Below are 26507 nucleotides of genomic sequence, written 5' to 3'. Positions count from 1 at the left end.
TTTATCATTTTGTAGATTTGCGAGCTGCGTTCGACGGGTGTTTTCCTGTTAAGAAGGACTTGACCTGTTCGGCGGCCACGGCGTAGCAAAGGTCGTTGGTTCCCGGCGCCGTCCTCGCGGAGTGCGGGCTGATGATGACGCATCTGCAGCTCCACAGGGGATGATCTGCGGGAAGGGGCTCCGGCTCCGTTACGTCAAGCGCTGCGCGCAGGCGCCCTGAACAAACTTCGCTCACCAGTGCATCGGTGTCGACGATCTTGCCGCGCCCGGCGTTGATGAGAAGCGCTTCGTCGTCCATCGCTGCAAGGAAATCCTTGTCGACCAAGTTTCGAGTCGGCGTGCGACGGAACCGGCTCCGGCCGGAAGTTCGCCGGCTACTGCCCGCAGCGCGTCTCGACACGGCGGGAGACCGCGCCCACGAAGTCGCGGGCCGGTAAGCGGTACATAGGGCTGCCCAAGCAACTCGCGCTGCTGCTGGTGCGGCACCAGGCGGCCCAGGCCCAGGAACGCGCCTTGGCGGCCGACCTTTGGGAGGAGACCGGCTACGTCTTCACCAAGCCGACCGGTCAACCGCTCGTGCCCAACACCGACTACCACCACTGGAAGGAGCTGCTGCGCGACGCCAAGGTGGGAGAGCGGCGGCTTCACGACGCCCGGCACACCGCCGCGACGGTTCTCCTGCTGCTGGAGGTCCCGGAGCGGACCGTCATGTCCATCATGGGGTGGTCCAGCACGGCCATGGCCGCGCGCTACCAGCACGTGACCGACCGCATCCGCCGGGGCGTAGCCGGCCGGGTCGACGGGCTGATCTGGGCAGCGCCGGACGACGTGGCGGACGACGGCGAAGAGGCGCCGGAGGTGGCCTGACCAGGGGCAAATGAGACTAGAGCTGAGACTAAGACGGAAAACGCCGGGTGCCCCGAAGTGGGGCACCCGGCGTTTTGCCTGGTAATGCGGCGGAGGATACAGGATTCGAACCTGCGAGGGCGTGAACCCAACACGCTTTCCAAGCGTGCGCCTTAGGCCGCTCGGCCAATCCTCCGTGGAGAAGGGTACCGGATGGGGTGTAACCGCCTGGAAGGTGGTCCGGCCGGGGTTACCCGGCCTCGGCGACGTCGGCGACGACGACGGTGATGTTGTCCGGGCCGCCGCCTTCGTTGGCCAGTGCGATGAGGGCCGGGACGACCTCGGCGGGGGTGCCGGCCTCCAGGACGTCGCGGATGGACGGCTCGTCGGCGCCGGCGGTGAGGCCGTCGGAGCACAGCAGGTAGCGGTCGCCCGGGTGCGGGGTGAACGTCCAGACGTCCGGTTCGCCCGATCCGGTGCTCAGCAAGGCCTTCATGAGCAGCGAGCGGCGCGGGTGGTCGGCCGCGTCGGCCTGGGAGATGCGGCCGTCCTCGACCAGTGCCTGGACGAGGGTGTGGTCGTGGGTGAGCCGGTGCAGGTCGCCGTCGCGCAGGAGGTAGCCGCGCGAGTCGCCGATGTGGGCGGCGGCGAAGTGGACGCCGTCGAACAGCAGGGCGGTCAGGGTGGTGCCCATGCCGTGGGTGGCCGGGTCGGCCTCCGCGACCTCGCCGAGCCGCTCGTCGATGCGCCGCACGCCGTCGGCGAGGGTGGCGCCGAGGTCGAGCGAGGTCAGGTCGAGTGAGCCCAGCTCCGTGTCCAGGCTCGCGAGCACCCCGACCGCCGTCGCGCTGGCCACTTCACCGTGGGGCTGACCACCGATACCGTCGGCGACGGCGAGCAGGCGCCCGCTGGCGTAGACGGAATCCTCGTTGATCCGGCGTCGTCGCCCGGTGTCGGAGCCCGCGGCGTACCGCAGGGTGAACCGGGATTGCTCGTTAACCATGACTCCATAAAACCATTGGTTGATTGAGTTAACAAGCAAAACGATGGAAACCGCAGTCATCAGCTATGGTGCTGGCCATGGAAGACGACGCGGCTGTCAGCGCCGCTGACATCGCCCGGCTGGCGGGTGTGCGCCGGGCCGCGGTGAGCAACTGGCGGCGCCGCCACGGCGACTTCCCCCGGCCGGTGGGCGGCACCGCTTCCAGCCCGCTGTTCTCCCTGCCCGAGGTCCAGGCCTGGTTACGCGGCCGCGGCCGCCCGTTCGAGCTCGCCCCGATCGACCGCGCGTGGCAGCAGCTGCGTGCCCTCGGCGACGACCTGGAGCTGGGGGCCAGGGTCGCCGCCGCCGGAGCGTACCTGGCGCACCCCGGGCCGCGGGCCGATGACGACCCCGATCTGCGAGCGATGCTGACCCGGCTGGCCGTGGACAAGGGCGCGGCGTGGACGTTCGAGCAGCTCTGCGAGCGCTACTTCGAGGCCCACTCCCGCCGTCTCTCGCCGACGCCGCCCGAGTACGCCGACCTGATGGTCCGGCTCACCGGCGCGAGGGGGACCACCGTGCTGGACCCCGCGTGCGGCTTCGGCTCTCTGCTGCTGGCCAGCGGCGCGAAGAGCGCGCGTGGCCAGGACAGTGACGTCACCACCGCGAAGATCGCCGCCCTCCGGCTACAGCTGCGTGGGGTCGACACCGAAGTCCACGCCACCGACGCGCTCCGGGAGGACGCCTTCGCCGGTCAGGAGGCCGACGTCGTGCTGTGCGACCCGCCGTTCAACGAACGTGCGTGGGGCCAGGAAGAGCTGATCGGCGACGCGCGCTGGGAGTACGGCCTGCCGCCGCGCGGTGAATCCGAGCTGGCGTGGGTCCAGCACTGCCTGGCGCACGCGAAGCCGGGCGGCGCGGTCGCGATCCTGATGCCCGGCGCCGCCGCGGGACGGCGCAGCGGCAAGCGGATCCGCGCGAACCTGCTGCGGGCCGGCGCGCTGCGCGCGGTGGTCACCTTCGCGTCCGGCGGCCCTGACCTGTGGCTGCTCACGCGCCCGGTGCCCGGGGAGCGCCCGCCCGGCACCGCGCTGATCGCCGAGGCCGACGTCGCCGAGGTCGAACCGCGGTGGCGCGCGTATCTCGAGAGACCGGAGGCCACCGGCGAGCGGATCATCGACCTGCTCGACGACGACGTTGACCTCACGCCCGCGCTGCGCCGCACCGCGCGTGAGGACTCGGGCCAGGCTTTCCTTGCCGCACAACAGCTTTTCGACAACGCCGGGCTCCGGCTGCCACCGCTGGAGCCGGCCGCCGAAGAACTCGTGTACACCACCGTCGGCGAGCTGGTGAAGTCCGGCGCGCTCCAGGTGTGGCACGCCCCGCCGCGCACCGCCGATGGGGACGAGCCGCTGCTCACCGCCGACGATGTGCTGGCCGGCGGCCCGCCCACCGGCCGCGCAGCGCCCGATGAGGCGGCCGTGACGGCACACCGGGGTGACGTCGTCGCGTCCGTCACCGGCGCCGTCGGTGTCCACAACGGACAACCGGTGCGGCTGGGCCCGTCGCTTTCGCTCTACCGCGTGGACCCCCGGCGGCTCGACGCCGAGTTCCTGGCCGGCTGCCTGCGCGCCGCCGACTTTCCCGTGCACAGCGCCTCCACTCGCATCGACGCGCGCCGGCTCAAGGTGCCGCGGTACCCGCTCGAGACTCAGCGGGCGTACGGGGCCGCGTTCCGCGCGCTCGCGGAGTTCGACCGGGCGCTGCGGACGACGGCGGAAATCGGCCGTGACCTGGTCCGGCTAGGCTTTGCCGCGCTTGCCGAAGGACGGCTGCGGCCCGGTGCCGGGTGAGTGCCGCGACGCTGTGAGGGGACCCATGCTCATCGCCGATCGTTATGAGGTCGACGAGCTGCCGCTGGGCCGCGGCGGGATGGGGGCCGTGCACCGCGGGCACGACCGGCGGCTCGGCCGGCGCGTCGCGATCAAGCTGCTACGGCTGCCGGGGCGCGACGAAGAGCTTGAAGAACGCTTCGCGCGCGAAGCCCGGATCCTCGCGACGCTCGACCACGCGGGCGTCCCGGCGCTGTACGACTTCGGCACTCACGACGACCGGTTGTTCCAGGTCATGCAGTTCGTCGAGGGGGTGACGGTGGCCGATCTGCTGGCCGAGCACGGCCCGCTGCCGGTCCCGTGGGCGGCGGCGATCGCGGCCCAGGCCGCCGCCGTGCTGTCCGCGGCGCACACGCGTTCGGTGTGCCACCGCGACCTCAAACCGGCCAACCTCATGCTCTGCCCCGACGGCAGCGTGAAGGTGATGGACTTCGGTTTGGCTGTACTGCGTGAAGCCGACGTCGCCCGCTTCACGCGCGCTGGGCAGCTGCTGGGTACGCCGTCCTACATGGCGCCGGAGCAGATCCAGCGCGGGCTCGCGGAGCCGCGAAGCGATCTGTACGCGCTGGGCTGTGTACTGCACGAGATGCTCACCGGCTACCAGCTCTTCACCGGCCCCACTGCGTACGCGGTCTTCGACAAGCAGGTGAAGGACGCTCCGCCGGCCGTGCTCGGCGTGCCGGCCGCGCTGAACGCCGTGCTCGCCTCGACGCTGGCGAAGGACCCCGAAGAACGGCCGGCCGGCGCGGACGTGCTGTACGCGCGCCTCACGCCGTTCGTCCGTGACCTGCCGCCGCTGCCCGGTTTCCTCCACCCGGCGACCGTGCCGAGCCCGGCCCGGATGTACGCGCGGATGGTCGGCCGGATGCCGTCCTGACCGCATCCACCCGGACATCCACCCAGACATCCGCCTAGACGCGGGCGGTCCGGCGGTCCTGCTCGGCCAGCGGCAGGCCGAGCCGCTGGATCCGCAGGTAGGTCAGCGCGTTCTGCACGCCGATGCTGATGCCGAGGGTGAGCATGATCGTCGACGACGTCAGCGCCCCGCTCACGCCCAGCGCCCCGCCGAGGAAGCCGAAGCCGACGCGGACGCCGATCGTCGCGAGCCACAGCACCAGCGTGAGGGCCGAGCCCTTCTGGAACGTCGTGTCGCCGCGGCGGGTGAGCGTGGTGGTCGCGCTGCGCAGCGCTCCGAGCGCGCCCAGCACCACGATGTCGACCCCGAGCAGCGCCAGCTCGCCGCCGCTCGCTTGCGGAGCGGCCTGGATCGCGGTGAAGAAGCCGATGACCACCAGGATCACCGGCATCAGCAGCAGCCCCTTGCGGCTGAGCAGCGTGCCGCGCAGCTGGCGGTAGATCACGCGGTAGAAGACCAGCGCCGCGATCGCGAGGTAGAGGAGGACAGTGGCCGGGTTCATCGGGACTCCTTGTTTCCGTGGTCCCTCCAGAGTCGGCCGAACGGGCCCGGATCTCGTCGGCGCACAGGCGGGTCCCGGGTGGATCCATTGCTCCATCCACGGGTGGACCCTTCACCCGTACGGGGGGTTATCTACCTGATCGTGACCTTCCGGTCGCAACCGCCGGTGGGTGATGGTCGTCTTTCCCGGTAGACAGGGTCGACTGGACCACGTTCGACCTGATGAAACCTCGTGGGGGTGCCGGATCGTGAAGAGGATTTTGGTGGGTGCGGTGGTGGTGGCCAGTGCGTTCGCGCTGGCCGCGTGTTCCGGCGGCTCGTCCGAAGCGGGGTCCACGGCCGGCGGCGGCGCCGTGGCCGCGGGAGGTGGCTCGCCGACGACCGCGGCCACCACGACCCCGGCTCCGGCCACGAGCAGCCCGGTGACCACGCCGTCGAGCCCGGCGAGCACGTCCAAGACCGCGCCGACCACCAAGCCGGCCCCGCCCAAGCCCAAGCCGAAGCCGGCGGCGAGCACCGCGAACGTGCCGTGCGCGAAGGCCGCGGCGGCCAGCGGCACCAGCGCGTGCGTCGACCTGTCCGCGCACCGCGCGTGGCTGCTGGAGGACGGCAACGTCGTCTACGGGCCGGTCTCGATGCTTCCCGGCCAGAAGGCCAATCCCACTCCGGCAGGCACGTTCCACGTCCTGTCGAAGGAGAAGATGCACTACAGCCGCGAGTTCGACAACGCGAAGATGCCCAACTCGGTCTTCTTCTACCCGGGCGACGCCTTCCACACCGGCAGCCTCAAGGCGTACTCGCACGGCTGCGTGCACCTGTCGGCGACGTCCTCGCTGAAGTTCTTCAACACCCTGGCCGTCGGTGACGTCGTCCAGGTCGTTCCGTAAACCACCCTTAGTGTCACGTTCGGGTAAAGTTCACCCGATCGTGGCAACTAAGACCCCCTTCCCAGGCGATAAGCGAGCACTTGGGGAAGGGGGCCACCGTGGCCTGGGGAAAGCTTCGTACGTTGTTAGTGGCCGCTATGACGGCCTTCGCGCTGGTGCCCGTGGCGGTGGCGGCCACGCCGGCCGCCGCGGACGCGGGCGCGCCGTCACTGCCGCCGGGGTTCGTCCTCCGGGACATTCCGGTCGGGCTGGCGGCCTACCAGTTCACCGACTTCGCCTGGCTGCCGGACGACAGCGTGCTGGCGCTCGGCAAGTCCGGCATCGTCAACTGGGTGCCGCCGAACGGCACGGGCACGCCGGTGCAGATCGCGACCTTCACCGTCGAGTCGCAGGGCGACATCGGGCTCACGAGCATCGCGCTCGCCCCGGACTACGCCACCACGCACCACATCTACCTGAACCGCTCGGTCAGCACCGGGAACGGCACGTACATCCAGCGCGCCGCCCGGTTCACCGTGACCCTCGACCGGGCCGGCCACCCCGCCGGGCTCGCCGAGGAGCAGGTGATCTTCGACCTGCCGGGCAGCCAGTGGTACATCCATGGCGTCGACACCGTGATCCCCGCGGCCGACGGCACGCTCTGGTACTCCATCGGCGACAACGGCGACGCGGGCAAGACCAACGAGGTCGCCTTCGCCGCGCAGGACCTGGATTCGCCGTACGGCAAGGTCCTGCACCTCACCGCCGATGGCAAGGGCGTGCCCGGGAACCCGTACTACAACGCCGCCGCGCCGGATTCCGTGCGCTCCAAGGTGTTCGCGAGCGGCTTCCGCAACCCGTTCCGCTTCACGCTCGACCCGAAGAGCGGTCTGCCGGTGGTCGGCGACGTCGGCTGGTACCTCTGGGAAGAGGTCGACGTCGTGCAGCCCGGCGCCAACCTCGCGTGGCCGTGCTGGGAGGGCAACCACCAGACACCCGGATACTCGGCCGACCCGCGGTGCGCCACCGTCGTGAACACCCCGCCGCTGTGGGAGCACGAGCACGGCACCGGTCCGTCGCAGGGCAACAGCGTGACCGGCGGGATCGTCTACAGTGGAACGACGTATCCGGCGGCCTACCAGGGCGCGTACTTCTTCGGCGACTACGCCGGCCAGAAGATGTGGACCCTGAAGTACGACGCGCAGGGCAAGCTCACGCAGGCGCCGCAGAACCCGCCGCCGTTCGCGAACATCGGCGGGGTCACGCGCATTTCGTCGGCGCCCAACGGTGACATCGTGTTCAGCGACCTCAACTCGGGACTGCTGCGGCGGCTGAGCTACTCGACGAACAACTCCGCGCCGGTCGCGGTGGCGACCTCGTCGACCGACCCGGACACCCGCACCGTCACGTTCGACGGCAGCGGCTCGTACGACTTCGACAGCGACCCGATCAGCTACGCCTGGGACTTCGGCGACGGCACCACGGGAACCGGCGTGAAGGCGAGCCACCAGTACGCCGCGGGCACGCAGTTCACCGCGACGCTCACCGTCCAGGACCCGTTGGGCGGCAAGGGAACCACCACCGTCGCGGTCGCTCCGGGCAACCACTCGCCGAGCGTCACGCTGACCCCGCCGGGCCAGGCGGACTTCGCCGTCGGCGAGCCGGTGACGGTGTCCGCGACCGCTGCGGACGCTGAGGACGGCGCTCTGCCCGTCACGTGGACGTCGCTGATCCGGCACTGCCCGGACCTCGGCGCTTGCCACGTGCACCCGGGCGACGGCGCGACGGCGCCCTCGATGACCGTGCCGTTCACCGACCACACCGACTCGCGCATGGAGTTCACCGCGACGGTGACCGACAGTGCGGGAGTGCGGGCGAGCAGCACGTACGTCGCGTTGCCCCGCCAGCACCGGCTCACGCTCGTGAGCACGCAGCCGGCCGCGTTGAGCATTCCGAGCGAGGGCGGCGTCAGCACCGCGATGGTCGCCGAGGGCGCGAAGTTCGACGTGACCGCGTCGATGCTGGGCAGCGACGGCGCGTCGAAGTTCGCCGGCTGGTCGGGCGGCCCGGCGACGACGTCGTGGTCGATCACCGTCGGCGCCAGTGACCAGACGCTGACCGCGAACTACGCGACCGCGATCGACCAGCGGTACGCCGCCGAGCCCGCGTTGCGCGCGTCGCTCGGCGACCCGGCCGGGCCCGAGGTCGTCGACGGTCTCGTGCACCTGCGGCCGTACACGAACGGCCGGCTCTACTGGTCGGCGCAGACCGGCGTGCACGAGGTCGGCGGGCAGATCCTCGACAAGTACCTGGCGCTCGGCGGGCACCAGAAGTTCGGGCCGCCGCTCAACGACGAGACGGCGACTCCGGACGGGGTGGGGCGGTACAACCACTTCGCCGGCGGCAGCTCGGTCTACTGGACGTCGTCGACCGGCGCGCACCAGATCGGCGGTGCGATCAGGCAGAAGTGGGCGGAGTTCGGGTACGAGCGGGGCCTGGGCTATCCGACTACGGACGAGTCCGTGACCCCGGACGGCGTCGGGCGGTTCAACCACTTCACCGGCGGCAGTTCGATCTACTGGACGCCGGGGACCGGTGCGCACCAGATCGGTGGCGCCATCAAGGACAAGTGGGCCGCGTTCGGCTACGAGCGCGGGATGGGTTACCCGACCACGGACGAGTCCGCGATCCCGGGCGGCGGCGCGCGGTACAACCACTTCAGCAAGAACGGGTCGATCTACTGGAGCCCGGGCACGGGCGCGCACAACGTGCAGGGTGAGATCCGCAACCGCTGGGCCGCGCTCGGCTGGGAGCGGTCGTACCTCGGGCTGCCGATCTCGGACGAGTACGGGATCACCGGCGGCGGTTTCCGCAGCGATTTCCAGGGCGGTTACATCGTGTACACCACCGCCGGCGGGGCGGTTGACCGCCACTGGTGAGGACGTGCGGGCCGGGCTGAGGTTGCGGTGATGTTCGCCGCTCCCGCGAGGTCAACCTCCGCCCGGTCCGGCACGTCTCATTCCCCGTAAAGCAAAACCGAGCTTCGGGGGTAGACGTGCGGGTTAAGAAGATTCTGATCGGTCTGTCCACTGTGGCCGCCGCCGCGCTGATGAGCGCCTGCTCCGTGGCGGGTGCGACGACGGGGACCGCGCTCCCCTCCACATCGGACATTCCGGTCACGTCGCCGGCCGCGCCGCCGGCGGAGCAGAGCGCACCCGCCACTCCGGACAAGCCGGCCCGCGCCGCCGTCCCGGTCAAGGAGAAGCCGGTCGAGGAGAAGAAGGAGATGGCGCCGGGCGTCCCGTGCACCATCACCGCGAAGGCGTGTGTGGACCTGTCGATCCACCAGGCCTGGCTGCTCGACGACGGCCAGATCACCTTCGGCCCGGTGAAGACCATGCCCGGCAAGGCGGGCAGCACGACCCCGCTCGGCACGTGGAAGGTGCTGTCCAAGGAGAAGATGCACCTCAGCCGCGAGTTCGACAACGCGCCGATGCCGAACTCCGTGTTCTTCTACCCGGGTGTCGCGTTCCACGAGGGCTCGCTGAGCAAGTACTCCAACGGCTGCGTGCACCTGTCGCAGTCCTCGTCGCTGAAGTTCTTCAACACCCTCGAAAAGGGCGACGAGGTCCAGGTCGTCAAGTAAGGCTTGTGAGTGTTTATGACGGTTAGAACCGTCATAAACACTCACAAGCCTTTCACCGCAGGTCGGCCGGGCGGGTGCCGGTGGCGGTCAGCGGCAGGCCGAGCGCCACCCGCTCGGTCAGCCAGCCGCTCGGCCGGTAGCGCGGGTCCCCGGTGGACTCGGCGAGCCCGGTGAGGACGCGCAGCACCTTGTCGGGGCCGACGAGGTCGCCCCACTCCAGCGGGCCGCGCGGGTAGCCGAGGCCGAGGCGGACGGCGGTGTCGATGTCCGCGGGCGCGGCCAGACCCTGGTCGGCGATGTAACAGGCCGTGTTGACGATCGACGCCAGCAGCCGCTGGGCGATGGGCGCGGGCCCGTCACGCACGATGGTCACCGGGAGCCCGGTCGCGGACAGCGCTCCCCACGCGGCGCGTCCCGTTGCCGGGTCCAGTCCGGGGTGGACGGACAGGGTGAAGCGGCGTTCGTACGCGCCAAGGGCGTCCACGCCGCACACGCGGTCGGCGGGGAGGCCGTCCCGCGCGGCAGCCTCCACAGTGGACTCACCGCGCAGCGTCATCAGCAGCACGGCGTCGGGGTAGGCGTCGGAGACGACCTGCACGCCGGCCGCGGCCAGCAGCCGGCCCAGCCGTTCGTCCGAAGTGAACACCGGGATGTCCGGGACGGGCGGCGCGGCCGGCTCCGGCGGGACCTCCTGTTTCCCGTCCACGTAACGGTAGAAGCCCTCGCCGTTCTTACGGCCGAACAGCCCGGCCGCCACCCGCGGCCGCGTCAGCCACGAAGGCCGCAGCCGCGGCTCGGAGTGGAACCCGCTCCAGATGCTCTCCAGCACGGCGTGCGAGACGTCGAGCCCGGTCAGGTCCAGCAGCTCGAACGGCCCCAGCTTCAGCCCCAGCACGTCACGCGCGATGCGGTCGACGTCCGCCGGCTCGGCGAGCGACTCCGACAGGATCTGCAGCGCCTCGGTGTTCAGCCCTCGCCCAGCGTGGTTGACCAGGAACCCCGGCGCGTCACGGGCGAGCACCGGCTCGTGGCCCCAGCTGCGGACCAGGTCGAGCGCCTCGTCCGGCAGCCAGGCGTGCGTGCGCACCCCCGGCACGACCTCGACCAGCCGCATCAGCGGGACCGGGTTGAAGAAGTGCAGCCCGATCACCCGCGCGGGGTCGGCCAGGCCGGCCGCGATCTCGGTGACGGACAGGGAGCTGGTGTTGGTGGCGAACACCGTCTCCGGCGCGCAGACCTGTTCCAGCTCGCCGAAGAGGGCGCGCTTGGTCTCGAGGTCTTCGCGGACGGCCTCGATCACCAGGTCCACGCCGTCGGCGGGCGCGGCCGGCGCGTCCACCGGCACCAGCCGGTCCTTGGCGGCCTGCGCCTGCTCGGCGGTCAGCTTGCCTTTCGACGCGAGCCGGTCGAGCATCCCGCTCACGTACTCGATCGCCGCCTGCACCGCGTCCGTGCGCACGTCCGCGAGCTCGACGGTGACGCCGCCGGTCGCGGCCAGCTGGACGATGCCGCGTCCCATAACCCCGGTCCCGATCACCCGGATCCTGCCGACCCGCCCGGCCCATCCCGTCACGTCGAACCCGCCTTCCCTCGCTAGTTCCCCGGCGAACCTACCCGGTTTTCCTCAGAGCCCCACGAAGTCGGCCATCTGACCGATCAAGTGCTCGAAGTAGGCGTCAGCGGGATTGACGCTGCCGACGTAATGGCCGAACAGCTCGAAGCTGATCGCGCCGAAGAGCTGGGTCCAGGCGGCCACCAAGCGCATGCCGGTCTCGGCCGGCATGTCCACGCCCAGGCTCGCGGCCACCGTCTCCGCCTGTTCCCGCAGCGCGGCGGGCATGGGCGTGGTGACCGCGGGCTCGTGCGGGTCGGCGTCGGCCAGCACGGCGACCAGCGCCAGGGCGACCCGGCTCGCGGGCGCCACGGTGTCCGGCGGCGCCTGGTAGCCGGGCACGGGTGAGCCGTAGATCAGCGCGTACTCGTGCGGGTGTGTCTTGGCCCACGCGCGGGTCGCCTGCCAGATCGAGCGCCAGCGCGCGCGGTGCTTGCCCCGGCCGGGGTCGGCGGTCTCCGCGGCCTCGCCGATCGCGTTGTACGCGTCGATGATCAGGTCGGTGAGGAGCCGGTCGCGGCTGGGGAAATACCGGTACAGCGCCGAGGAAACCATGCCCAGCTCCCGCGCGACCGCGCGCAGCGACAGCCCGTGCGGGCCGACTTCGGCCAGCTGGCGGCGGGCCTCTTCCTTGATCTCCTGCGTCAGCTCGGCGCGGGCCCGTTCGCGGGCGGTTCGGATAGCGGCCATGGCGACCAGTGTGCCAGCGTGAGATCAGCGCACCAAATGGAGAGCACTGCTCTTGACTCAGTCTGCGGTTCGGTGTTCACTGATCTCAACAGAGAGCACTGCTCTCAACGACCCGAGGAGTTCACGATGGCCACTACCCGTTACGTCGAGCCCGGCCGGGCGACCAGGGTGTCCAACGAGGTGGTGCAGAAGCTGACCAAGCTCGGCGTGAGCGTCTGGGGCAGCCGGGTGCTGATGGTCCGCGGCCGCAAGAGCGGCGCGGTCCGCGAGGTGCCGGTGAACCTGTTGCCGTTCGAGGGCAAGCGGTTCCTGGTCGCGCCGCGCGGGGAGACGCAGTGGGTGCGCAACCTGCGCGCGGCCGGCGAGGGGCAGCTGCGGGTCGGGAGCCGGGTGCAGACGTTCACCTACCGCGAGCTGGCCGACGACGAGAAGCCCGCCGTGCTGCGCCGGTACCTGAAGCGCTGGAAGTTCGAGGTCGGCGTCTTCTTCGACGGTGTGGACGCCGATGCGCCCGAGGAGAAGCTGCGCGACATCGCCCCGGGCTACCCGGTGTTCGAGATCTCGATGGCCTGAGTCAGTCCGTGGTCTCCGGGGTCTGCTCCGGCTTGGTGTTCGGGCGGGTTTTCGAGGAGGAGCGCCTGGTCGTGGCGGCGACCACGACCACGCCGACCAGGAACGCGACCAGCCCGATCAGGAACCACAGCTTCTGGCCCGTCATGAAGCTGCCGGTGACCACCCCGGCGCCCTGCAGCACCCACACGGCGCCCACCAGCACGAGGATCACCCCGACCGCGAGCGAGATCCAGCGGGCCACGGTCAGCTCGTCTTCTTCGGCGACCGTCGCGCGCCCGTCACGAGGAGCACGAGCCCCACGACCACCGCGACCAGGCCGATCAGGAACCACATCTTCTGCCCGGACATGCCACTGCCGGTGATCACGTTGGAGCCCTGCAGCGTCCACAGCACTCCGATCAGCAGCAGGATTACCCCGGCGACGAGCGAGATCCAGCGTTGCGCCTTCATCGGTGCCTCATTTCAGGTTCGGGCGATTTCAGGTTCGGACGGCTGACGAGATCGTTCTGGTACGCGTAGACGACGGCGTGCACCCGGTCGCGCAGACCGAGCTTCGCCAGCACGCGGGAGACGTGCGTCTTCACAGTCTCCTCCCCGACGTGGAGCCGGCGCGCGATCTCCGCGTTGCTGCAGGCGTCCGCGATGAGCAGGAGCACCTCGCGCTCCCGGGAGGTCAGCCGCGCCAGCTCCGGCGGCTCGGCCGCGCGGGGTTCGAGGCTGGTGGCGAAGTGCTCGACGAGCCGCCGCGTCACCGAAGGGTCGATCAGCGCGTCACCCCTGGCCGCGACGCGCATGGCGGCGACCAGCTCTTCTGGCGAGAGGCTCTTCAGCAGGAATCCGCTCGCCCCGGCGCGCAGGGCGCGGTAGACGTACTCGTCGGCGTCGTAGGTGGTCAGGACGAGGACGCGGGTGTCGTTGCCGGGCGCGCTGAGGATCGCTTCGGTGGCGGCGAGCCCGTCGAGGCGCGGCATGCGGACGTCGAGGACCGTGACGTCCGGGCGAAGGCGTGCGGTCTCGGCGACGGCCTCGCGCCCGTCGGAAGCCTCGCCCACGCACTCGAAGTCCGGCTGGGTGTCCAGCAGGGCGCGCATGCCGGAGCGGAACATGGCGTGGTCGTCGGCGAGCAGGACTCGGATCACGGGGCCTTCTTTCGCCTTGTGAGTGGCAATGCCGGTTCTAACCGTCCTGAACACTCACGAGCTTTTGTGCTCATGCGACCTCCAACGGAAAACTCGCCCGGACGCGCCAGCGCGGCCCCTCCGGCAGCTGGCCGTACTCCACTTTGCCGCCGAACAGCGTCACGCGTTGCCGGATCCCGGCGAGGCCGCGGTGGGCGCCTTCGCCGTCCGGTCGGGCGGAGCTCACCTTGTTGGTGACGGTCAGGACGATCTCGGTGCGACGGCGGTCCAGCTCGATCTCGACGGGCCCAGTGCCGTGGCGCAACGCGTTGGTCAGCGCTTCCTGCGCGATCCGGTACAGCGCGACGTCGAGTGAGCCGGGGATTTCGCGGACGTCGCCGTGGACGGTCAGGTGCGCGGGCAGGCCGGCCTCGCGGACGGTGCCGAGCAGCTCGTCGAGGTTGTCCAGGCCGGGCTGGCCGGCTTCGTCGTCGCGGGCGTGGAGGAGGTCGAGCAGGCGGCGCAGGTCGGCCATCGCGGAGCGGCTGGCGGACTCGACGGCCCCGAGCGACTGCCGGACGGCGGCGTCGCCTTCGGCCGGCAGGGTTTCCGTGGATTTGGCGGGCAGGCTGAGCCGTGCGGCGCCGGCGTGGACGCCGATGGCGCTGACGTGGTGGGAAATAACGTCGTGCAGATCGCGTGCGATGGTCTCGCGCTCTTCGAGCACGGCGCGGCGGACGGCTTCCGCTTCGTGCCGCTGTCGTTGCTCCGTGGCCCGCTCGAGGTCGGCGATGTACGCGCGCCGCGCCGTCGTGTACCGCCCGACGAGCCACGGCAGGAGGCCGGTGACGCCCATGCTGATCAGGATCAGCGGGGCCGCAGCCCCGCGTCCGCCGCCGATCCACTCGCTGCCGCCGATCCCGGCGACCGTCGCGGCGAGCGCGAGCACCGCGGGTCCCGTCCGCAGCCACGCCCCGGCCCGGTACCCGGCGATGAGGAGGCCCGAGTTGTTGCCGATGACGTACCCGGTGCAGGGGCAGAGCAGGAGCGGCCCGCTCAGGAAGACGATCGCGTGCGCGAGCGCCACCCACCCGGAATGCCGCGCCGCCCCGGCCAGCGCGAGGTCAACACCCACCCCGGCCACGAGCACGGCCCAGCCCCGCCACCCGGCTTCCCCCAGCGGTCCCCGCAACACGAACAGCGAAGCGTCACAAACGAGACAAACCACGGCAACCAGCAGCGATTGCCGCGCCAATGACCCGCTGATGTCCCGCACGGGGCCAACTTACTGCGAGCGGGTGATCGCTTTGGGTTTTCGGCTCAGTTCGCGGCCGCACAAAAAACGGCGGTGGCACGACGATGCGGAAACGTCGTGCCACCGCCGGTGGGAGCCGGGTCAGTTGCCGTAGCGGCGGCGGCCCTGGTCCGGTTGGCCGTTCTGGCCCTGGCCGCCGGCGCCGGCGCCGCGTTGGGCGGAGATCGCCTCGCCGAGGGTGGTGGCCGTGGCGGTGGTGCCGTTGACCTTGGCGACGACGGTGACGTTGTCGCCCGACTTGACGTCGCCCGTCTTCTGCGTGGACGAGTCGATCGTGTAAGTCTGCTTGTAGCCGTCCTTGCTGGTCAGCGTCACGGACGTCGCGCTGAGTTCCGTCACGCCGCCGGTCTGCAGGCGTTCGGTCACGTAGCCGCCGGTCGCGTCGGCGACCACGAAGTCGCCGTGCAGGGCGTTGAGCAGGGCGCCCGCGCCGCCGCCGAAGGAACCCGCGCGGCCGCCGAAGCCGCCAGGGCCCCCGGTGCCGCCCGGACCCCCGGTTCCGCCCGGGCCGCCGAAGCCCTGCTGGGCCGACGCGTCATTGGAGCTGGTGCCCGCCCAGATCGCGAGGCCGCCACCTACGGCGATCACCACCGCGACGCCGGCGGCGATCGCGGTCTTGCGCCCGGACCAGGCCTTCTTTTCAGGGGGGACGGCGCCCGGGGTACCTGGAACGGCGGCGCCCGGGGTACCGGGGGCGGCGCCCCAGGTGGGGCCCTGTGCTGGGTCGGTGGGCTCGGTCGTCATGGTTCCTCCGGTCGTACGGGCTTGTCCGCACCGAGGTTCGGGCCCGTCGCTGTGCGAGAGCTGTGTTCGGCGTGGGTTAGCCCTGTGCAGATGGCCCGATTGCGCGCCATTTCCGGGCCGGAGTGGCAACTGTCCGCGCGAGCGGCGGTACAGTCAGTGACCACCAGCCGTCCCGTCCCGCGCGGCGGCGGGGGTCACCGATCGGTGTGATTCGCACAGGAAACGCACAGGCGCGCCACAGCTCGTCCTGACCGAAGCGCCCGAGGATGTCACCATGAGCGGTATGAACGCCACGTCGCAGGGCCGGGGAAAGGCCGATCTGCGCCGGGCCGACGGCAGCCCCGTCCGTGTCCTGGTGGTCGACGACGAGTCGACCTTGGCCGAACTCGTCTCGATGGCGCTGCGCATGGAGGGCTGGGAGGTCCGCAGCGCGGGCGACGGCACCGAGGCCGTCCGCGTCGCGCGCGACTTCCGGCCCGACGCCGTTGTGCTCGACGTGATGCTGCCCGACTTCGACGGCCTCGAAGTGCTGCGCCGCATGCGCGCGGAGGCGCCGTACCTGCCGGTCCTGTTCCTCACCGCCAAAGATGCCGTCGAGGACCGCATCGCCGGGCTCACCGCGGGCGGCGACGACTACGTCACCAAGCCGTTCAGCCTCGAGGAGGTCGCGCTCCGGCTGCGCGCGCTGCTGCGCCGGGCCAGCGGCGTGACGGGCGCGAGCGGCTCCCAGCTCGTGGTCGGCGACCTGACGCTGGACGAGGACAGCCGCGAGGTGCACCGCGGCGGCGACCTCGTGCCGCTCACCGCCACCGAGTTCGAGCTGCTGCGCTACCTGATGCGCAATCCCAAGCGCGTGCTGTCGAAGGCGCAGATCCTCGACCGCGTCTGGAGCTACGACTTCGGCGGCCAGGCCAACATCGTCGAGCTGTACATCTCGTACCTGCGGAAGAAGATCGACGCCGACCGCGAACCGATGATCCACACGATGCGCGGCGCGGGGTATGTACTCAAGCCCGCCGGCTGAGCCCGCCGCGCCGCGGGAGGGGCGCGAGCGAAGGCCGTGGTCGCTGCGCCGTCGGCTGATCGTGCAGCTCGCCGCGCTGCTCGCGCTGGTGTGCCTGGTCGTCGGCGTGGTGACCGAGCTGGCGTTGAACGAATTCCTGGTCAGCCAGGTCGACAAGCGGCTCGCGGCGACCAGCGAGCGCGGCTCCCATCGCGGCGGCGGGCTGCCGCCGTGGAACTACGGCGACAAGCCCCCGCCGGACCCGTTGCGCGCGCCCGGCCAGGTCGACGGCACGCTCGCCGTCCAGGTGCACAAGAACGGCGTGGTGAACGCGAAGGTGCTGAACTTCGACGTGGACCCGGCCGCGTCGCGGGGCAAGCCTCCGCTGCAGGGCGTCAAACCGCCGCTGCAGGACGTCACGCCGCAGCAGCAGGCGATGCTGCTCAGCCTGCCGGCCGACGGTCAGCGCCGCACCATGGACCTCGGCGGGGTGCTCGGCGAGTACCGCGTGGTGTCGTCGTTCTCGCCGGCCGGTGAGTTCACGGTGGTCGGGCTGCCGCTCGTGGACGTGACGGACACGTTGTGGCGCTTGGGTTTCATCTTCGGCGGGGTGGCGCTCGGCGGTCTGCTCGTCGCGGGCTTCGTCGGCGCGGTCACGATCCGGCGCACGATGGCGCCGCTGGACCGGCTGGCCGCCACCGCGTCACGCGTCTCGGAGCTGAAGCTCGACCGCGGCGAGGTGGCGCTTTCGGAGCGGGTGGACGAGGTGGACACCGACCCGCACACGGAGGTCGGCAAGGTCGGCTTCGCGCTCAACCGGATGCTCGGCCACATCGCGAACGCGCTCTCGGCGCGGCAGGCCAGCGAGAGCCGGGTCCGCCAGTTCGTCGCCGACGCCAGCCACGAGCTGCGGACGCCGCTGGCCGCCATCCGCGGTTACGCCGAGCTGACCCGGCGCAGCGGCGAGCAGGTGCCGCCGGACGTCGCGTTCGCCATGAGCCGCGTCGAATCCGAGTCGGCGCGCATGACCACGCTGGTGGAGGACCTGCTGCTGCTCGCGCGGCTCGACTCGGGCCGCGCGCGGGTGCACGAGCGAGTGGACCTCTCACGCCTGGTCGCCGACGCCGTCGCGGACTCCCACGTCGCGGGCCCGGACCACAAGTGGCTGCTCGAAGCGCCGGGCGAGCCGCTGAGCGTGCTCGGCGACGACGACCAGCTGCACCAGGTCGTGCTGAACCTGCTGGGCAACGCCCGCAACCACACCCCGCCCGGCACCACGGTGACCACCACACTGTCCACACAGGATGGATGGGTCACGCTGTCCGTCCTCGACGACGGCCCCGGTATCCCGCCGGAGATCCTGCCGGAGGTCTTCGAGCGCTTCGCGCGGGGCGACAACTCCCGCTCCCGGGCGGCCGGCAGCACCGGACTGGGGCTGGCCATCGTCGCCGCCGTGGTGAGCGCCCACCGGGGCCGCGTGATGGTGACGAGCCGTCCGGGGCGCACGGAGTTCACCGCGGTTTTCCCACAGGTACTGTGATAACTTACGAGCGGTGTGTCCGTTAAGGACTGATTGCGGGTGACGCGGCTGACACTCGTTCGTGGGTTTCTCACAGCCCGCGCACAGGAGACGCACATCTACGCCACACACGGCGTCGAAAAAATCAGGCGCATGTCGACTGCCGTTGTCACGCCCGCGAACACCACCGTCGAGCCCGGCCCGCCGGCCGAGCGGCCGCGGTGGGTACGCCCCGCCGTCGCGCTGCTGCTGGCCGCGACCGCCGCGCTGTACCTGATCGATGTGGCGATTTCGGGCTGGGGCAACAGCTTCTACGCGATGGCCGTGCAGGCCGGCACCGAGAACTGGAAGGCCTGGTTCTTCGGCTCGCTCGACCCGGGCAACATCGTCACCGTCGACAAACCGCCGTTTTCGCTGTGGATGATGGGACTTTCCGGGCGGGTCTTCGGTTTCACCAGCTGGAGCATGCTGGTGCCGGACGCGCTCGCGGGCGTCGCGTCCGTCGGGCTGCTGTACCTGGCCGTGCGGCGGCTTTCCGGGCCCGGCGCCGGGCTGCTCGCGGGCGCCGCGCTCGCGCTGACGCCTGTGGCCGCGCTGATGTTCCGCTTCAACAACCCTGACGCGTTCCTCGTGCTGCTCATGGTCGCCGGCGCGTACTTCCTGGTCCGCGCGCTGGAGAAGGCGGGCACGGGCTGGCTGCTGCTCGCCGGCGCCGCGATCGGCTTCGGGTTCCTGGACAAGATGCTGCAGGCGTTCCTGGTGCTGCCCGCGTTTGTGCTCGCGTACCTGGTGGCGGCGCCGACTTCGCTCGGCCGCCGGATCTGGCAGCTGTTCGCGGCGGCGGGCGCGGTGCTGGTGTCCGCGGGCTGGTGGGTGGCCGCGGTGGCGGCCTGGCCCGCGGGCGACCGGCCGTACATCAGCGGCTCGACCGACAACAGCGTGCTGGAGCTGGCCTTCGGCTACAACGGGCTCGGCCGCATCTTCGGCCAGGGTCACGGCGGCGGTGGGGCTCGTGGCGGTGCCCGGCCCGAATTGCCCGCGGGTTTGGACTTCCCGGCCGGTGGACGTGGCGGCGGCGGCTTCGGCGGCTTCGGCGGTCAGACCGGCCTGACCAGGCTGTTCACCGAGCAGTTCGGCGGCGAGGCGTCCTGGCTGCTGCCCGCGGCGCTGATCGGGCTCGTCGCGGGGCTGTGGTTCACCCGCCGCGCGCCGCGCACGGACCGGACGCGCGCCGCGCTGCTGCTGTGGGGCGGCTGGATGGTCGTGTCCGTGGTGGTCTTCAGCTACATGAGCGGCATCATCCACCCGTACTACACGGTGGCGCTCGCGCCGGGCATCGCGGCGACGCTGGGCATCGCCGTCCGTGAGCTGTGGCGCGGGCGGGCGCACTTCGCGCCGCGCGTCGTGCTCGCGGTGATGCTCGCCGCCTCGGTGGTCTGGGGCTTCATCCTGCTCAGCCGCACGCCGGACTGGCAGCCGTGGCTGCGTTACACCGCCCTCGTGCTCGGCGCGCTCGGCGTGGCCGCGCTGCTCTTCGGCATCGAGCGGCTGCGGCGGATCGCGCCCCTCGTCGGCGCGCTCGGGCTGGTGGCGGCGCTGCTCGGCACCGCTTCCTCCACGATCGCGACGGCCGCCACCGCGCACACCGGCGGCCAGCCGTCCTCCTCGCCGTCCAGCGGCCGCGGCGGCATGCGTGGCGGCTTCGGTGGCGCGACTCAGTCCAATGTGGAGATCGACAAGCTCTTGCAGGCCACCAAGAACAAGTGGGCCGCCGCGCAGACCGGGGCGATGCAGTCCGCCGGGCTGGCGCTGAGCAGCGGGAAGCCGGTGATGGCCATCGGCGGCTTCAGCGGCAGTGACCCGGCGCCGACGCTCAAGCAGTTCGAGCACTACGTCGGCGCCGGCGAGGTGCACTACTTCGTCGCGGGCGGGCGTGGCGGCTTCGGTGGCAGCCGCGGCACATCCGGCCAGATCACCACGTGGGTGGAGAAGAACTTCCCGTCGGAGACCGTGGGCGGGATGACCGTCTACGACCTCACGAAGCGAAAGTGACGGCCGTGTTCGCTCCACAAAGGACCAGACACGGCAGCTCGGCCTCGACCCGCCCGGCGAGCCACGCGGCGAACGGGACCGCCGCGGCCGGCTCCACGACCAGGCGGAACTCGGCCCACAGCCGGTCGCGCGCGGCGAGCAGCTCGGCGTCGCTGACCAGCACGGACGTCACGGCAGGCGAGTTCAGGACCCGGAACGGCAGCTGACCGATCCGCGTCGCGCCGAGGGCCGACGCCGCGACGGAGTCGAGCGTGACGTCCACCGGCTCACCGGCCGCCAGCGCGGCGTTCAGGGCGCGGCAGTGCTCCGGCTCCACGGCGAACACCCGCCGTCCATCGGCCGCCAATGTGGTGCCGGACGCGAGCCCGCCACCGCCGACGGCCACCACCACGGCGTCTACGTCGGGGCTGTCCTCGACGATCTCGGCCGTCACCGTGCCCTGCCCGGCGATCACGTCCGGGTCGTCGTAGGCGTGCAGGTAACGGCTGCCGGGTTCCTCGGCGACGGCCAGCGCGGCGGCGGCCGCTTCGGCGTACGTCGCGCCGTGGCGGACCAGCTTCACGCCCGTCGCCTCGATGCCTGCGGCCTTCGCCTCCGGCACCGACTCCGGCACGTAAACGATCGCGGGTACGCCGAGCGTCTGAGCGGCGGTGGCGACGCCGAGGCCGTGATTGCCGCCCGAAGCCGTGACCACCCGCGCGGGCGCCGGGCCGGCCAGCAGCGCGTTCACCGCGCCGCGGAGCTTGAACGAACCGCTCCGCTGGAGGTGCTCCAGTTTCAGCACCACGGGACGGCCGTCGATTTCGGCCCGTAGCTGCGGGGTACGCCGTACGTGCGGGCGGATGCGCGCGCGGGCGGCATCAACGTCGGCCGGGACGGGGGTGCGCGGCGGTGTGGTCATGTCGTCCATTGTGGTTCTCCCGCCGCGGTGGGCGCAGGGGGCCACCGGCGGGTCCCGATCACCCGCTACACTGGTCCACGGACCCCGCGCGGCGTCCACCCTGTGAACTTCCCCAGGGCCGGAAGGCAGCAAGGATAAGCAGGCTCTGACGGGTGCGCGGGGTCCCCTTCTTTTTGGGGCTCCTGTGGGCTCTTGCGGGCTCCTAGAAGACGCCGAGCACGTCCTCGGGCGGGTTCGGGGACGCCATCGGCGCCGCGTCGTACACCGGTTCGGCCTTTCCCCGCAGCGCCCGCAGGTCGCCGCCGTGCACGCAGCGCGCGGGGTAGGCCGAGGACGCCGCCCGGCGCGTCAGCTCCGCCGTCGGCAGCTCGTTTTCGGACGCGGCCAGCACGAGGTTCCCGAAGCGGCGCCCGCGCAGCACACCCGGCTCGGCCAGCAGCACGACGTGCGGGAACACCTCGGCGAGCGTGGCCAGGAACCGGCGCGCGAACGGCAGCCCCGGCCCGTCGGTGATGTTGGCGAGCAACGCGCCGGTGGGCTTGAGGACCCGGCGGACGTCGGCGATGAACTCCACCGTGGCCAGCCCGCCCGCGAGCGTCGCGCGTTCGAAGGCGTCGACCACGACCAGGTCCGCCGACGCGTCGTGCCGGCTGCGCACCCCCTCGCGGCCGCCCTCGATGCGCACCCGCAGCTTGGGCACGCTGCGCAGGTCCAGCTGCTCGCGCACCAGTTCGATCAGCGGCGCGTCGGCGTCGAACACCAGCTGCCGCGACCCGGGCCGCGTCGCCGCGACGTAACGGGGGAGCGTGCACCCGGCGCCGCCGACGTGCAGCGCGTCGAGGGGCCCGCCGGGCAGGCAGTCGATCACGTCGCCGAGCCTGCGGACGTAGTCGAACTCGAGGTTGGTGGGGTCGTCGAGGTCGACGTAGGACTGCGCCACCCCGTCGACGGAGATCAGCCAGGCGTTCGGCTGGTCGGCGTCCCGCAGCAGCTCCGCGGTCCCGAACCGCACCGGGTAGCGCCCCGGCCTGGGCCCGTCCTGGGCGCGGCCGCGGGCGGAGCGGGCGTGGCTCACCGGTGGTTCCTCTCGTCGTGGGTCGGTTCGAGGGTACTTGTGGAGGTTTTGCGCGGAGGCGAAACGATCCCGGTAACGCGGCGATGAGTACCTCGGAAGGTCCTTGACCGAAGTGGGGGAAGCTGTTGAACCGCACAGGATTGTTCGCTGCCGTCGCCGTGGCGGCGCTGCTCGGGGCGGGCGCGACGCCTGCCGTCGCCGACGAACCCGGCGACCGGGCGCAGGCGGTGGGACTGTTCGAGACCGGTGGCCCGGTCGTCTCGGGGCGGGCGCACGACGCGCTGCTCGGCTCGGCGGAAGGCCTGCGTGAGTTCCTGGCCACCGGGCTCGTGACGGCCAAGGAGCAGGACGAGCGGCTGCTCGTCGACCAGGCGCTCGCGGCGGGCGGGCCGGTGGTGCGGGCGCGGGCGCAGAAGGCGCTCGACGGCACGCCGGACGACGTCCGCGCGTTCCTGGCCACCGGCCTGGAGCAGGCGCGGGAGGTCGACGAACGGGTCCAGGTCAACCAGTTGCTGTCCAGCGGCGGCCCCGTGGTCAAGCAGGCCGCGCAGAAGGCGCTCGACGGCACGCCGGCGGACGTCCGCGCGTTCCTGCGGACCGGGCTCGCGCGGGCGCGGGCGGACGACGACCGCGTGCGCGCGTCCCAGATCATGTCCGCGGGCGGGCCGGAGGTGAAGGCCGCCGCGCAGCGCGCGTTCGACGGGACGATCGACGACGTCCGCTACTTCCTCGCCATCACCAGCCAGGTCACGGCGGCGGGTGACGCCGAGGTCGCGAACGTCTCGCACCAGGCCGACCTGGCCCGTGACGCGGCCGCGCGCAACGACAAGGCCCAGGCACAGGCCGCGGCCGACGCGGCGGCGAAGCTGGCGCGCGACGCCCGTCAGGCCGACACTGACCGGCTGAACGCGCAGATGGCAAAGGGCCAGGCCGACGCCCAGGCGGCCTCGCGCGCCGACACGCAGGCGAAGGCCGACGCGGACGCGCGCGCGAAGGAGGCGTCGCGTCTGCTGGCGGAGAAGGACGCTCAGCTCGCCGAGGCGCTGGCGCCCGGCACCGACCCGGCGCTCGCGGTGACGGACGGTCGCAAGGCCTCGCTGTACCTGCTGCGTAACGGCGGCTCAGCGGTCCGCACCGCCGCCCGCGCCGCGCTGAGCGGTTCCGACGCCGACCTGGCGTCGTTCGTGCGCGCCGGCCTGCCCGCCGCGCAGGAGGCCGACGACCGCGCCGCGGTCTCCGCCATCGCCCATGGAGACGGGAAGCCCGAGCTGCGCCAGGCCGCGGCGGACGCGCTCGCGGGCTCGTGGGCGGACGTCAAGGAGTTCCTGCGCACGAAGCAGTACCCGGGCAAGGACACCGACGACCGGGTCGCCGTCAACCGCCTGCTGGCCACCGGCGGCCCGGCCACGCAGGCCGCCGCCCAGCGAGCCCTGGACGGCACGATCGAGGACATCCGCGCCTTCCTCGAGACCGGGCAGTACCTCGCGCTGGTGAACGACCAGCGCATCGCGATCAGCCGCGCGATGACGGTCGGCGGGCCGGAGCTGTACGCGGTCTCGCAGGCCGTGCTGGACGCCCCGGAATCGGCCCTCGCGCCGTTCCTGGCCGACGAACTGCCCCGCGCCCAGCAGCGCGACGCCGCGATGGCCGACCACGTCGCGAAGGTGAACGGCTTGGTGGCGGCCGCCGCGGACTCGGCCAGCCGGGTGCGGTGACCTCGTCACCGGGGTGACCCTTGTCCGCTGTCCCGACGGCGGTGTGCGCGGTGCGGGCTTCGGTCCGCCACGGGTGCGCCGCCGCCGGGCGCGGACCGTCTTGACCAGCCCCGTTTCCAGGGCCGGGCCGAGGCAGGGACCCGGCACCGGCGAGGTTGTCGGTGGGTGCCGGTAGTCTCGCGGCGTGGCTCTCGCGCTGTACCGAAAGTACCGTCCGGCGACCTTCGCCGAGGTCGTCGGCCAGGAGCATGTGACCGAACCGCTGCGGACCGCGCTGGCGGCGGGCCGCATCAACCACGCGTACCTGTTCTCCGGGCCGCGCGGCTGCGGCAAGACCTCCAGCGCGCGCATCATGGCGCGTTCGCTGAACTGCGTGGAGGGGCCGACCCCCGACCCGTGCGGCAAGTGCAATTCCTGCCGCGCGCTGGCGCCCGAAGGCTCGGGCAGCGTCGACGTCACCGAGCTGGACGCCGCGAGCCACGGTGGTGTCGACGACGCCCGCGAGCTGCGTGACAAAGCGTTCTACGCGCCCGCCGAGTCCCGCTACCGCGTGTTCATCATCGACGAGGCGCACATGGTCACCACGCAGGGCTTCAACGCCCTGCTGAAGATCGTGGAAGAGCCGCCGGAACACCTGATCTTCATCTTCGCCACGACCGAGCCGGACAAGGTGCTCACCACCATCCGCTCGCGCACGCACCACTACCCGTTCCGCCTCATCCCGCCGGGCGCGATGCGGGCGTTGCTGGAGCGCAACGTCGCCGCCGAGGGCGCCGAGGTCGAGCCGGCCGTGTACCCGCTGGTGATCCGCGCGGGCGGCGGCTCGGCGCGTGACACGCAGTCGGTGCTCGACCAGCTGCTGGCCGGCGCCGGGCCCGAGGGCGTCACGTACTCGCGCGCGGTCACGCTGCTGGGCGTCACCGACGTCGCGCTGATCGACGACATGGTCGACGCCCTGTCGGCCGAGGACGCCGCCACGGTGTTCGGCACGGTCGAGCGCCTGGCCGACGCCGGCCACGACCCGCGCCGCTTCGCCACCGACCTGCTCGACCGGCTGCGTGACCTCGTCATGCTGCGCTCCGTGCCCGAAGCGGGCGAGCGCGGCCTGGTGGCGGCGCCGGAAGACGAGCTGAGCCGGATGAGCGCCCAGGCCGAGCGCATCGGCCTCGGCACCCTGTCCCGCTACGCCGACATCGTCCACAGTGGACTCCTGGAGATGCGCGGCGCGACGTCGCCCCGGCTCGTGCTGGAGCTGCTGTGCGCGCGGATGCTGCTGCCGTCCGTGACGGACGGCGAAAAGGCGCTGCTGGCCCGCATCGAACGGCTGGAGCGCCGCGCGACGGTCGCCGGCGGTGGCGGCGAAGCCGGTGTCGAGCCGCCGGTTCGCGGGGCGCCGGAGCGCGAGTTCGCACGGCCTTCGCAACGTCCGGCTGGGGCGGAGCGGTCTGACGACGCACCGGCTCGTGCGGAAGCTGCGTCTGCTCGCCCTGACACTGCGCCTGCTCGTCCTGACACTGCGCCTGCTCGTCCTGATGCTGTGGCGGCTCGTGCGGAAGCAGCGCCCGCTCGTCCTGATGCTGTGGCCGCTCGTGCGGAAGCCGCCGTCGCGCCGGTTCGCGCGGAAGCTCCGCCCGCTCGTCCTGACGCTGCAACGGTTCGTGCGGAAACCGCGCCTGGTGCGGAGGCCGCGCGTCCGGAGGCCGAGGCGGTTCGTCCGGAAGCGGCCGCTGCTGCCGTGCCCGAGCCTGCGCCGTCTGTGCAGAGCGAAACTGCCGCGCCGCCGGCGGAGCAGCCCGCTGCCTCAGGCGGGATCGACGCCGCGGCGATCCGGAACGTGTGGCCGCAGCTGTTGACGTCGCTGCGGAAGTTCTCCGGTGGCCGCAGCCTGGAGGCCATGCTGACGCAGGCGACGGTCGTCGAGGTCGAGGGTTCGGCCGTGACGTTGACGCACAAGTCCGAGCCGCTCGCCCGCCGCCTCGGCGACCAGGACAACGCGCGCAAGATCGCGGGCGCCCTGTCCGACGTGCTGGGCGGCGAGTGGCAGGTCCGCTGCGTCTACGGCGCGACGCCCGCAACTGCCGCTACACGTGCGGCGGCGCCCGCGCAGCAGACCGCGCCGGCGCCGGAACGTTCGTTCACGCGGCGTTCGGCATCTGCGGCCCCAGCGGCTGCCGCTCCGGCCGCGGCCCCGGCGGCCGCTCCGGCGGACCGCCCAGCCGTGGAACGTCCGGCCGCCGAACCGTCCCGCCCGCCGGCCGCGCCGGAGCCCCCGGCCCGCCCGAAGGTGGCCACGGCGGAGCCGGACATCCCGCTCCCGCCGGAGCCCGCGGACGAGGACGACGACGACATCTACTCGGAGGACTCGAGCCCCGCGCCGCCTCCGCCGCCAATGCCGCCGGACCAGGACCCGGACGAGATCGCGCGCAAGCTGCTCTCCGACCACCTGGGCGCCCGCCCCCTGGACTGACGCCCCCGGCGGATGCCCGGCCAAGCGCCATAATCTGGCATCGGCGCCACACGAAGCTGCGTTAACCGACAGCG

General features: G+C 71.8%; 24 protein-coding genes, 1 tRNA gene and 1 other RNA gene. 13 read left to right on the top strand and 13 right to left on the bottom strand.

The genetic code is table 11. From position 1 onward, the window contains the following. Nucleotides 1-4 precede the first annotated feature (4 nt). Complete coding sequence (locus OG943_RS34475; RefSeq protein ID WP_442874608.1) at nt 5-298, bottom strand: NAD(P)-dependent oxidoreductase; 294 nt, start codon at nt 296-298, stop codon at nt 5-7. 215 nt (nt 299-513) lie between these two features. Here OG943_RS34475 and OG943_RS34470 point away from each other — a divergent pair, with 215 nt between their 5' ends. After that, on the top strand, nt 514-867 hold the full coding sequence (locus OG943_RS34470; RefSeq protein WP_442874607.1) for a tyrosine-type recombinase/integrase: 354 nt from the start codon (nt 514-516) through the stop codon (nt 865-867). Nucleotides 868-957: 90 nt separating this feature from the next. On the opposite strand, the gene OG943_RS34465 is transcribed toward OG943_RS34470, so the two are convergent. Both OG943_RS34465 and OG943_RS34460 read right to left on the bottom strand, forming a co-directional pair. After that, a tRNA-Ser gene (locus OG943_RS34465) sits at nt 958-1042 on the bottom strand. A 54-nt stretch (nt 1043-1096) separates the two neighbouring features. Beyond that, the gene (locus OG943_RS34460) at nt 1097-1849 is read right to left on the bottom strand and encodes a PP2C family protein-serine/threonine phosphatase (RefSeq protein ID WP_328605102.1); all 753 of its coding nucleotides are present in this window, start codon (nt 1847-1849) and stop codon (nt 1097-1099) included. Nucleotides 1850-1926: 77 nt separating this feature from the next. Here OG943_RS34460 and OG943_RS34455 point away from each other — a divergent pair, with 77 nt between their 5' ends. Together OG943_RS34455 and OG943_RS34450 are read left to right on the top strand one after the other, a co-directional pair. After that, complete coding sequence (locus OG943_RS34455) at nt 1927-3681, top strand: N-6 DNA methylase (protein WP_328605101.1); 1755 nt, start codon at nt 1927-1929, stop codon at nt 3679-3681. Between the two features lie 25 nt (nt 3682-3706). After that, on the top strand, nt 3707-4597 hold the full coding sequence (locus OG943_RS34450) for a serine/threonine-protein kinase (RefSeq protein ID WP_328605100.1): 891 nt from the start codon (nt 3707-3709) through the stop codon (nt 4595-4597). Nucleotides 4598-4631: 34 nt separating this feature from the next. Here the strand turns inward: OG943_RS34450 and OG943_RS34445 are convergent, their stop codons facing one another. Then, nucleotides 4632-5138: a hypothetical protein gene (locus tag OG943_RS34445; protein WP_328605099.1), complete on the bottom strand. Its 507-nt coding sequence runs from the start codon at nt 5136-5138 to the stop codon at nt 4632-4634. Between the two features lie 247 nt (nt 5139-5385). On the opposite strand from OG943_RS34445, the gene OG943_RS34440 reads away from it, so the two are divergent. The 3 genes from OG943_RS34440 to OG943_RS34430 all read left to right on the top strand — a co-directional run bounded on the left by OG943_RS34440 (nt 5386) and on the right by OG943_RS34430 (nt 9649). Next, on the top strand, nt 5386-6024 hold the full coding sequence (locus tag OG943_RS34440) for a L,D-transpeptidase (protein ID WP_328605098.1): 639 nt from the start codon (nt 5386-5388) through the stop codon (nt 6022-6024). Between the two features lie 137 nt (nt 6025-6161). Continuing rightward, entirely contained in the window at nt 6162-8942 is a 2781-nt protein-coding gene (locus OG943_RS34435; protein WP_328605097.1) for a PQQ-dependent sugar dehydrogenase, read from the top strand. Between the two features lie 116 nt (nt 8943-9058). After that, nucleotides 9059-9649, top strand: a complete 591-nt coding sequence (locus OG943_RS34430) for a L,D-transpeptidase (protein WP_328605096.1) — start codon at nt 9059-9061, stop codon at nt 9647-9649. A 52-nt stretch (nt 9650-9701) separates the two neighbouring features. Here OG943_RS34430 and OG943_RS34425 read toward each other — a convergent pair whose 3' ends face one another. Together OG943_RS34425 and OG943_RS34420 are read right to left on the bottom strand one after the other, a co-directional pair. Next, nucleotides 9702-11222, bottom strand: coding sequence for a 3-hydroxyacyl-CoA dehydrogenase (locus OG943_RS34425; RefSeq protein WP_328605095.1), 1521 nt, complete (start codon nt 11220-11222; stop codon nt 9702-9704). Nucleotides 11223-11273: 51 nt separating this feature from the next. Further along, complete coding sequence (locus OG943_RS34420; protein ID WP_328605094.1) at nt 11274-11951, bottom strand: TetR/AcrR family transcriptional regulator; 678 nt, start codon at nt 11949-11951, stop codon at nt 11274-11276. Nucleotides 11952-12077: 126 nt separating this feature from the next. On the opposite strand from OG943_RS34420, the gene OG943_RS34415 reads away from it, so the two are divergent. Next, nucleotides 12078-12524 carry a nitroreductase family deazaflavin-dependent oxidoreductase gene (locus OG943_RS34415; protein ID WP_328605093.1) on the top strand — a complete coding sequence of 149 codons (447 nt, stop codon included), beginning with the start codon at nt 12078-12080 and terminating at the stop codon, nt 12522-12524. A gap of 1 nt (nt 12525) precedes the next feature. Here the strand turns inward: OG943_RS34415 and OG943_RS34410 are convergent, their stop codons facing one another. The 5 genes from OG943_RS34410 to OG943_RS34390 all read right to left on the bottom strand — a co-directional run bounded on the left by OG943_RS34410 (nt 12526) and on the right by OG943_RS34390 (nt 15701). After that, complete coding sequence (locus OG943_RS34410; protein WP_328605092.1) at nt 12526-12765, bottom strand: hypothetical protein; 240 nt, start codon at nt 12763-12765, stop codon at nt 12526-12528. A gap of 2 nt (nt 12766-12767) precedes the next feature. After that, nucleotides 12768-12974, bottom strand: coding sequence for a hypothetical protein (locus tag OG943_RS34405; RefSeq protein WP_328605091.1), 207 nt, complete (start codon nt 12972-12974; stop codon nt 12768-12770). Then, a complete protein-coding gene (locus OG943_RS34400; RefSeq protein ID WP_328605090.1) occupies nt 12971-13663 on the bottom strand; it encodes a response regulator transcription factor in 693 nt (230 codons plus the stop codon). Before OG943_RS34400 ends, OG943_RS34405 begins: the two co-directional genes overlap by 4 nt. A 70-nt stretch (nt 13664-13733) precedes the next feature. Continuing rightward, nucleotides 13734-14918: a sensor histidine kinase gene (locus OG943_RS34395; RefSeq protein WP_328605089.1), complete on the bottom strand. Its 1185-nt coding sequence runs from the start codon at nt 14916-14918 to the stop codon at nt 13734-13736. Nucleotides 14919-15038: 120 nt separating this feature from the next. After that, on the bottom strand, nt 15039-15701 hold the full coding sequence (locus OG943_RS34390) for a hypothetical protein (protein ID WP_328605088.1): 663 nt from the start codon (nt 15699-15701) through the stop codon (nt 15039-15041). 274 nt (nt 15702-15975) lie between these two features. On the opposite strand from OG943_RS34390, the gene OG943_RS34385 reads away from it, so the two are divergent. From OG943_RS34385 to OG943_RS34375, 3 genes are all read left to right on the top strand, one after another. Beyond that, nucleotides 15976-16725, top strand: a complete 750-nt coding sequence (locus tag OG943_RS34385; protein WP_091627115.1) for a response regulator transcription factor — start codon at nt 15976-15978, stop codon at nt 16723-16725. Continuing rightward, nucleotides 16703-18244: a sensor histidine kinase gene (locus OG943_RS34380; protein WP_328605087.1), complete on the top strand. Its 1542-nt coding sequence runs from the start codon at nt 16703-16705 to the stop codon at nt 18242-18244. The genes OG943_RS34385 and OG943_RS34380 overlap by 23 nt, the downstream gene beginning before the upstream one ends. 132 nt (nt 18245-18376) lie before the next feature. Then, nucleotides 18377-20275 (top strand): glycosyltransferase family 39 protein, encoded by a 1899-nt coding sequence (locus OG943_RS34375; RefSeq protein ID WP_328605086.1) that lies wholly within the window; start codon nt 18377-18379, stop codon nt 20273-20275. On the opposite strand, the gene OG943_RS34370 is transcribed toward OG943_RS34375, so the two are convergent. Further along, the gene (locus OG943_RS34370; RefSeq protein ID WP_328605085.1) at nt 20259-21176 is read right to left on the bottom strand and encodes a serine/threonine dehydratase; all 918 of its coding nucleotides are present in this window, start codon (nt 21174-21176) and stop codon (nt 20259-20261) included. The two genes, OG943_RS34375 and OG943_RS34370, sit on opposite strands and share 17 nt — an antisense overlap. Before the next feature lie 76 nt (nt 21177-21252). Here OG943_RS34370 and ffs point away from each other — a divergent pair. Next, nucleotides 21253-21347, top strand: an RNA gene (gene ffs, locus OG943_RS34365) — signal recognition particle sRNA small type. A gap of 31 nt (nt 21348-21378) precedes the next feature. On the opposite strand, the gene OG943_RS34360 is transcribed toward ffs, so the two are convergent. Next, a complete protein-coding gene (locus tag OG943_RS34360; RefSeq protein ID WP_328605084.1) occupies nt 21379-22251 on the bottom strand; it encodes a spermidine synthase in 873 nt (290 codons plus the stop codon). 125 nt (nt 22252-22376) lie between these two features. On the opposite strand from OG943_RS34360, the gene OG943_RS34355 reads away from it, so the two are divergent. Then, nucleotides 22377-23966 (top strand): ALF repeat-containing protein, encoded by a 1590-nt coding sequence (locus OG943_RS34355; protein ID WP_328605083.1) that lies wholly within the window; start codon nt 22377-22379, stop codon nt 23964-23966. 184 nt (nt 23967-24150) lie between these two features. Further along, nucleotides 24151-26433, top strand: a complete 2283-nt coding sequence (locus OG943_RS34350; RefSeq protein WP_328605082.1) for a DNA polymerase III subunit gamma and tau — start codon at nt 24151-24153, stop codon at nt 26431-26433. Nucleotides 26434-26507 lie beyond the last annotated feature (74 nt).

This window comes from Amycolatopsis sp. NBC_00345 (assembly GCF_036116635.1).
Classification (GTDB): domain Bacteria; phylum Actinomycetota; class Actinomycetes; order Mycobacteriales; family Pseudonocardiaceae; genus Amycolatopsis.
Note: the sequence above shows the minus strand (reverse complement) of the source record. Positions and strands in the feature narration are given on the sequence as shown.

Excerpts from the sequence above, each read along its gene's own strand:
- OG943_RS34475 (WP_442874608.1), bottom strand. The coding sequence starts at position 298 with ATGGACGACGAAGCGCTTCTCATCAACGCCGGGCGCGGCAAGATCGTC.
- OG943_RS34460 (WP_328605102.1), bottom strand. The coding sequence starts at position 1,849 with ATGGTTAACGAGCAATCCCGGTTCACCCTGCGGTACGCCGCGGGCTCC.
- OG943_RS34455 (WP_328605101.1), top strand. The coding sequence starts at position 1,927 with ATGGAAGACGACGCGGCTGTCAGCGCCGCTGACATCGCCCGGCTGGCG.
- OG943_RS34450 (WP_328605100.1), top strand. The coding sequence starts at position 3,707 with ATGCTCATCGCCGATCGTTATGAGGTCGACGAGCTGCCGCTGGGCCGC.
- OG943_RS34445 (WP_328605099.1), bottom strand. The coding sequence starts at position 5,138 with ATGAACCCGGCCACTGTCCTCCTCTACCTCGCGATCGCGGCGCTGGTC.
- OG943_RS34435 (WP_328605097.1), top strand. The coding sequence starts at position 6,162 with ATGACGGCCTTCGCGCTGGTGCCCGTGGCGGTGGCGGCCACGCCGGCC.
- OG943_RS34420 (WP_328605094.1), bottom strand. The coding sequence starts at position 11,951 with ATGGCCGCTATCCGAACCGCCCGCGAACGGGCCCGCGCCGAGCTGACG.
- OG943_RS34415 (WP_328605093.1), top strand. The coding sequence starts at position 12,078 with ATGGCCACTACCCGTTACGTCGAGCCCGGCCGGGCGACCAGGGTGTCC.
- OG943_RS34405 (WP_328605091.1), bottom strand. The coding sequence starts at position 12,974 with ATGAAGGCGCAACGCTGGATCTCGCTCGTCGCCGGGGTAATCCTGCTG.
- OG943_RS34390 (WP_328605088.1), bottom strand. The coding sequence starts at position 15,701 with ATGACGACCGAGCCCACCGACCCAGCACAGGGCCCCACCTGGGGCGCC.
- OG943_RS34385 (WP_091627115.1), top strand. The coding sequence starts at position 15,976 with ATGAGCGGTATGAACGCCACGTCGCAGGGCCGGGGAAAGGCCGATCTG.
- OG943_RS34380 (WP_328605087.1), top strand. The coding sequence starts at position 16,703 with ATGTACTCAAGCCCGCCGGCTGAGCCCGCCGCGCCGCGGGAGGGGCGC.
- OG943_RS34375 (WP_328605086.1), top strand. The coding sequence starts at position 18,377 with ATGTCGACTGCCGTTGTCACGCCCGCGAACACCACCGTCGAGCCCGGC.
- OG943_RS34370 (WP_328605085.1), bottom strand. The coding sequence starts at position 21,176 with ATGACCACACCGCCGCGCACCCCCGTCCCGGCCGACGTTGATGCCGCC.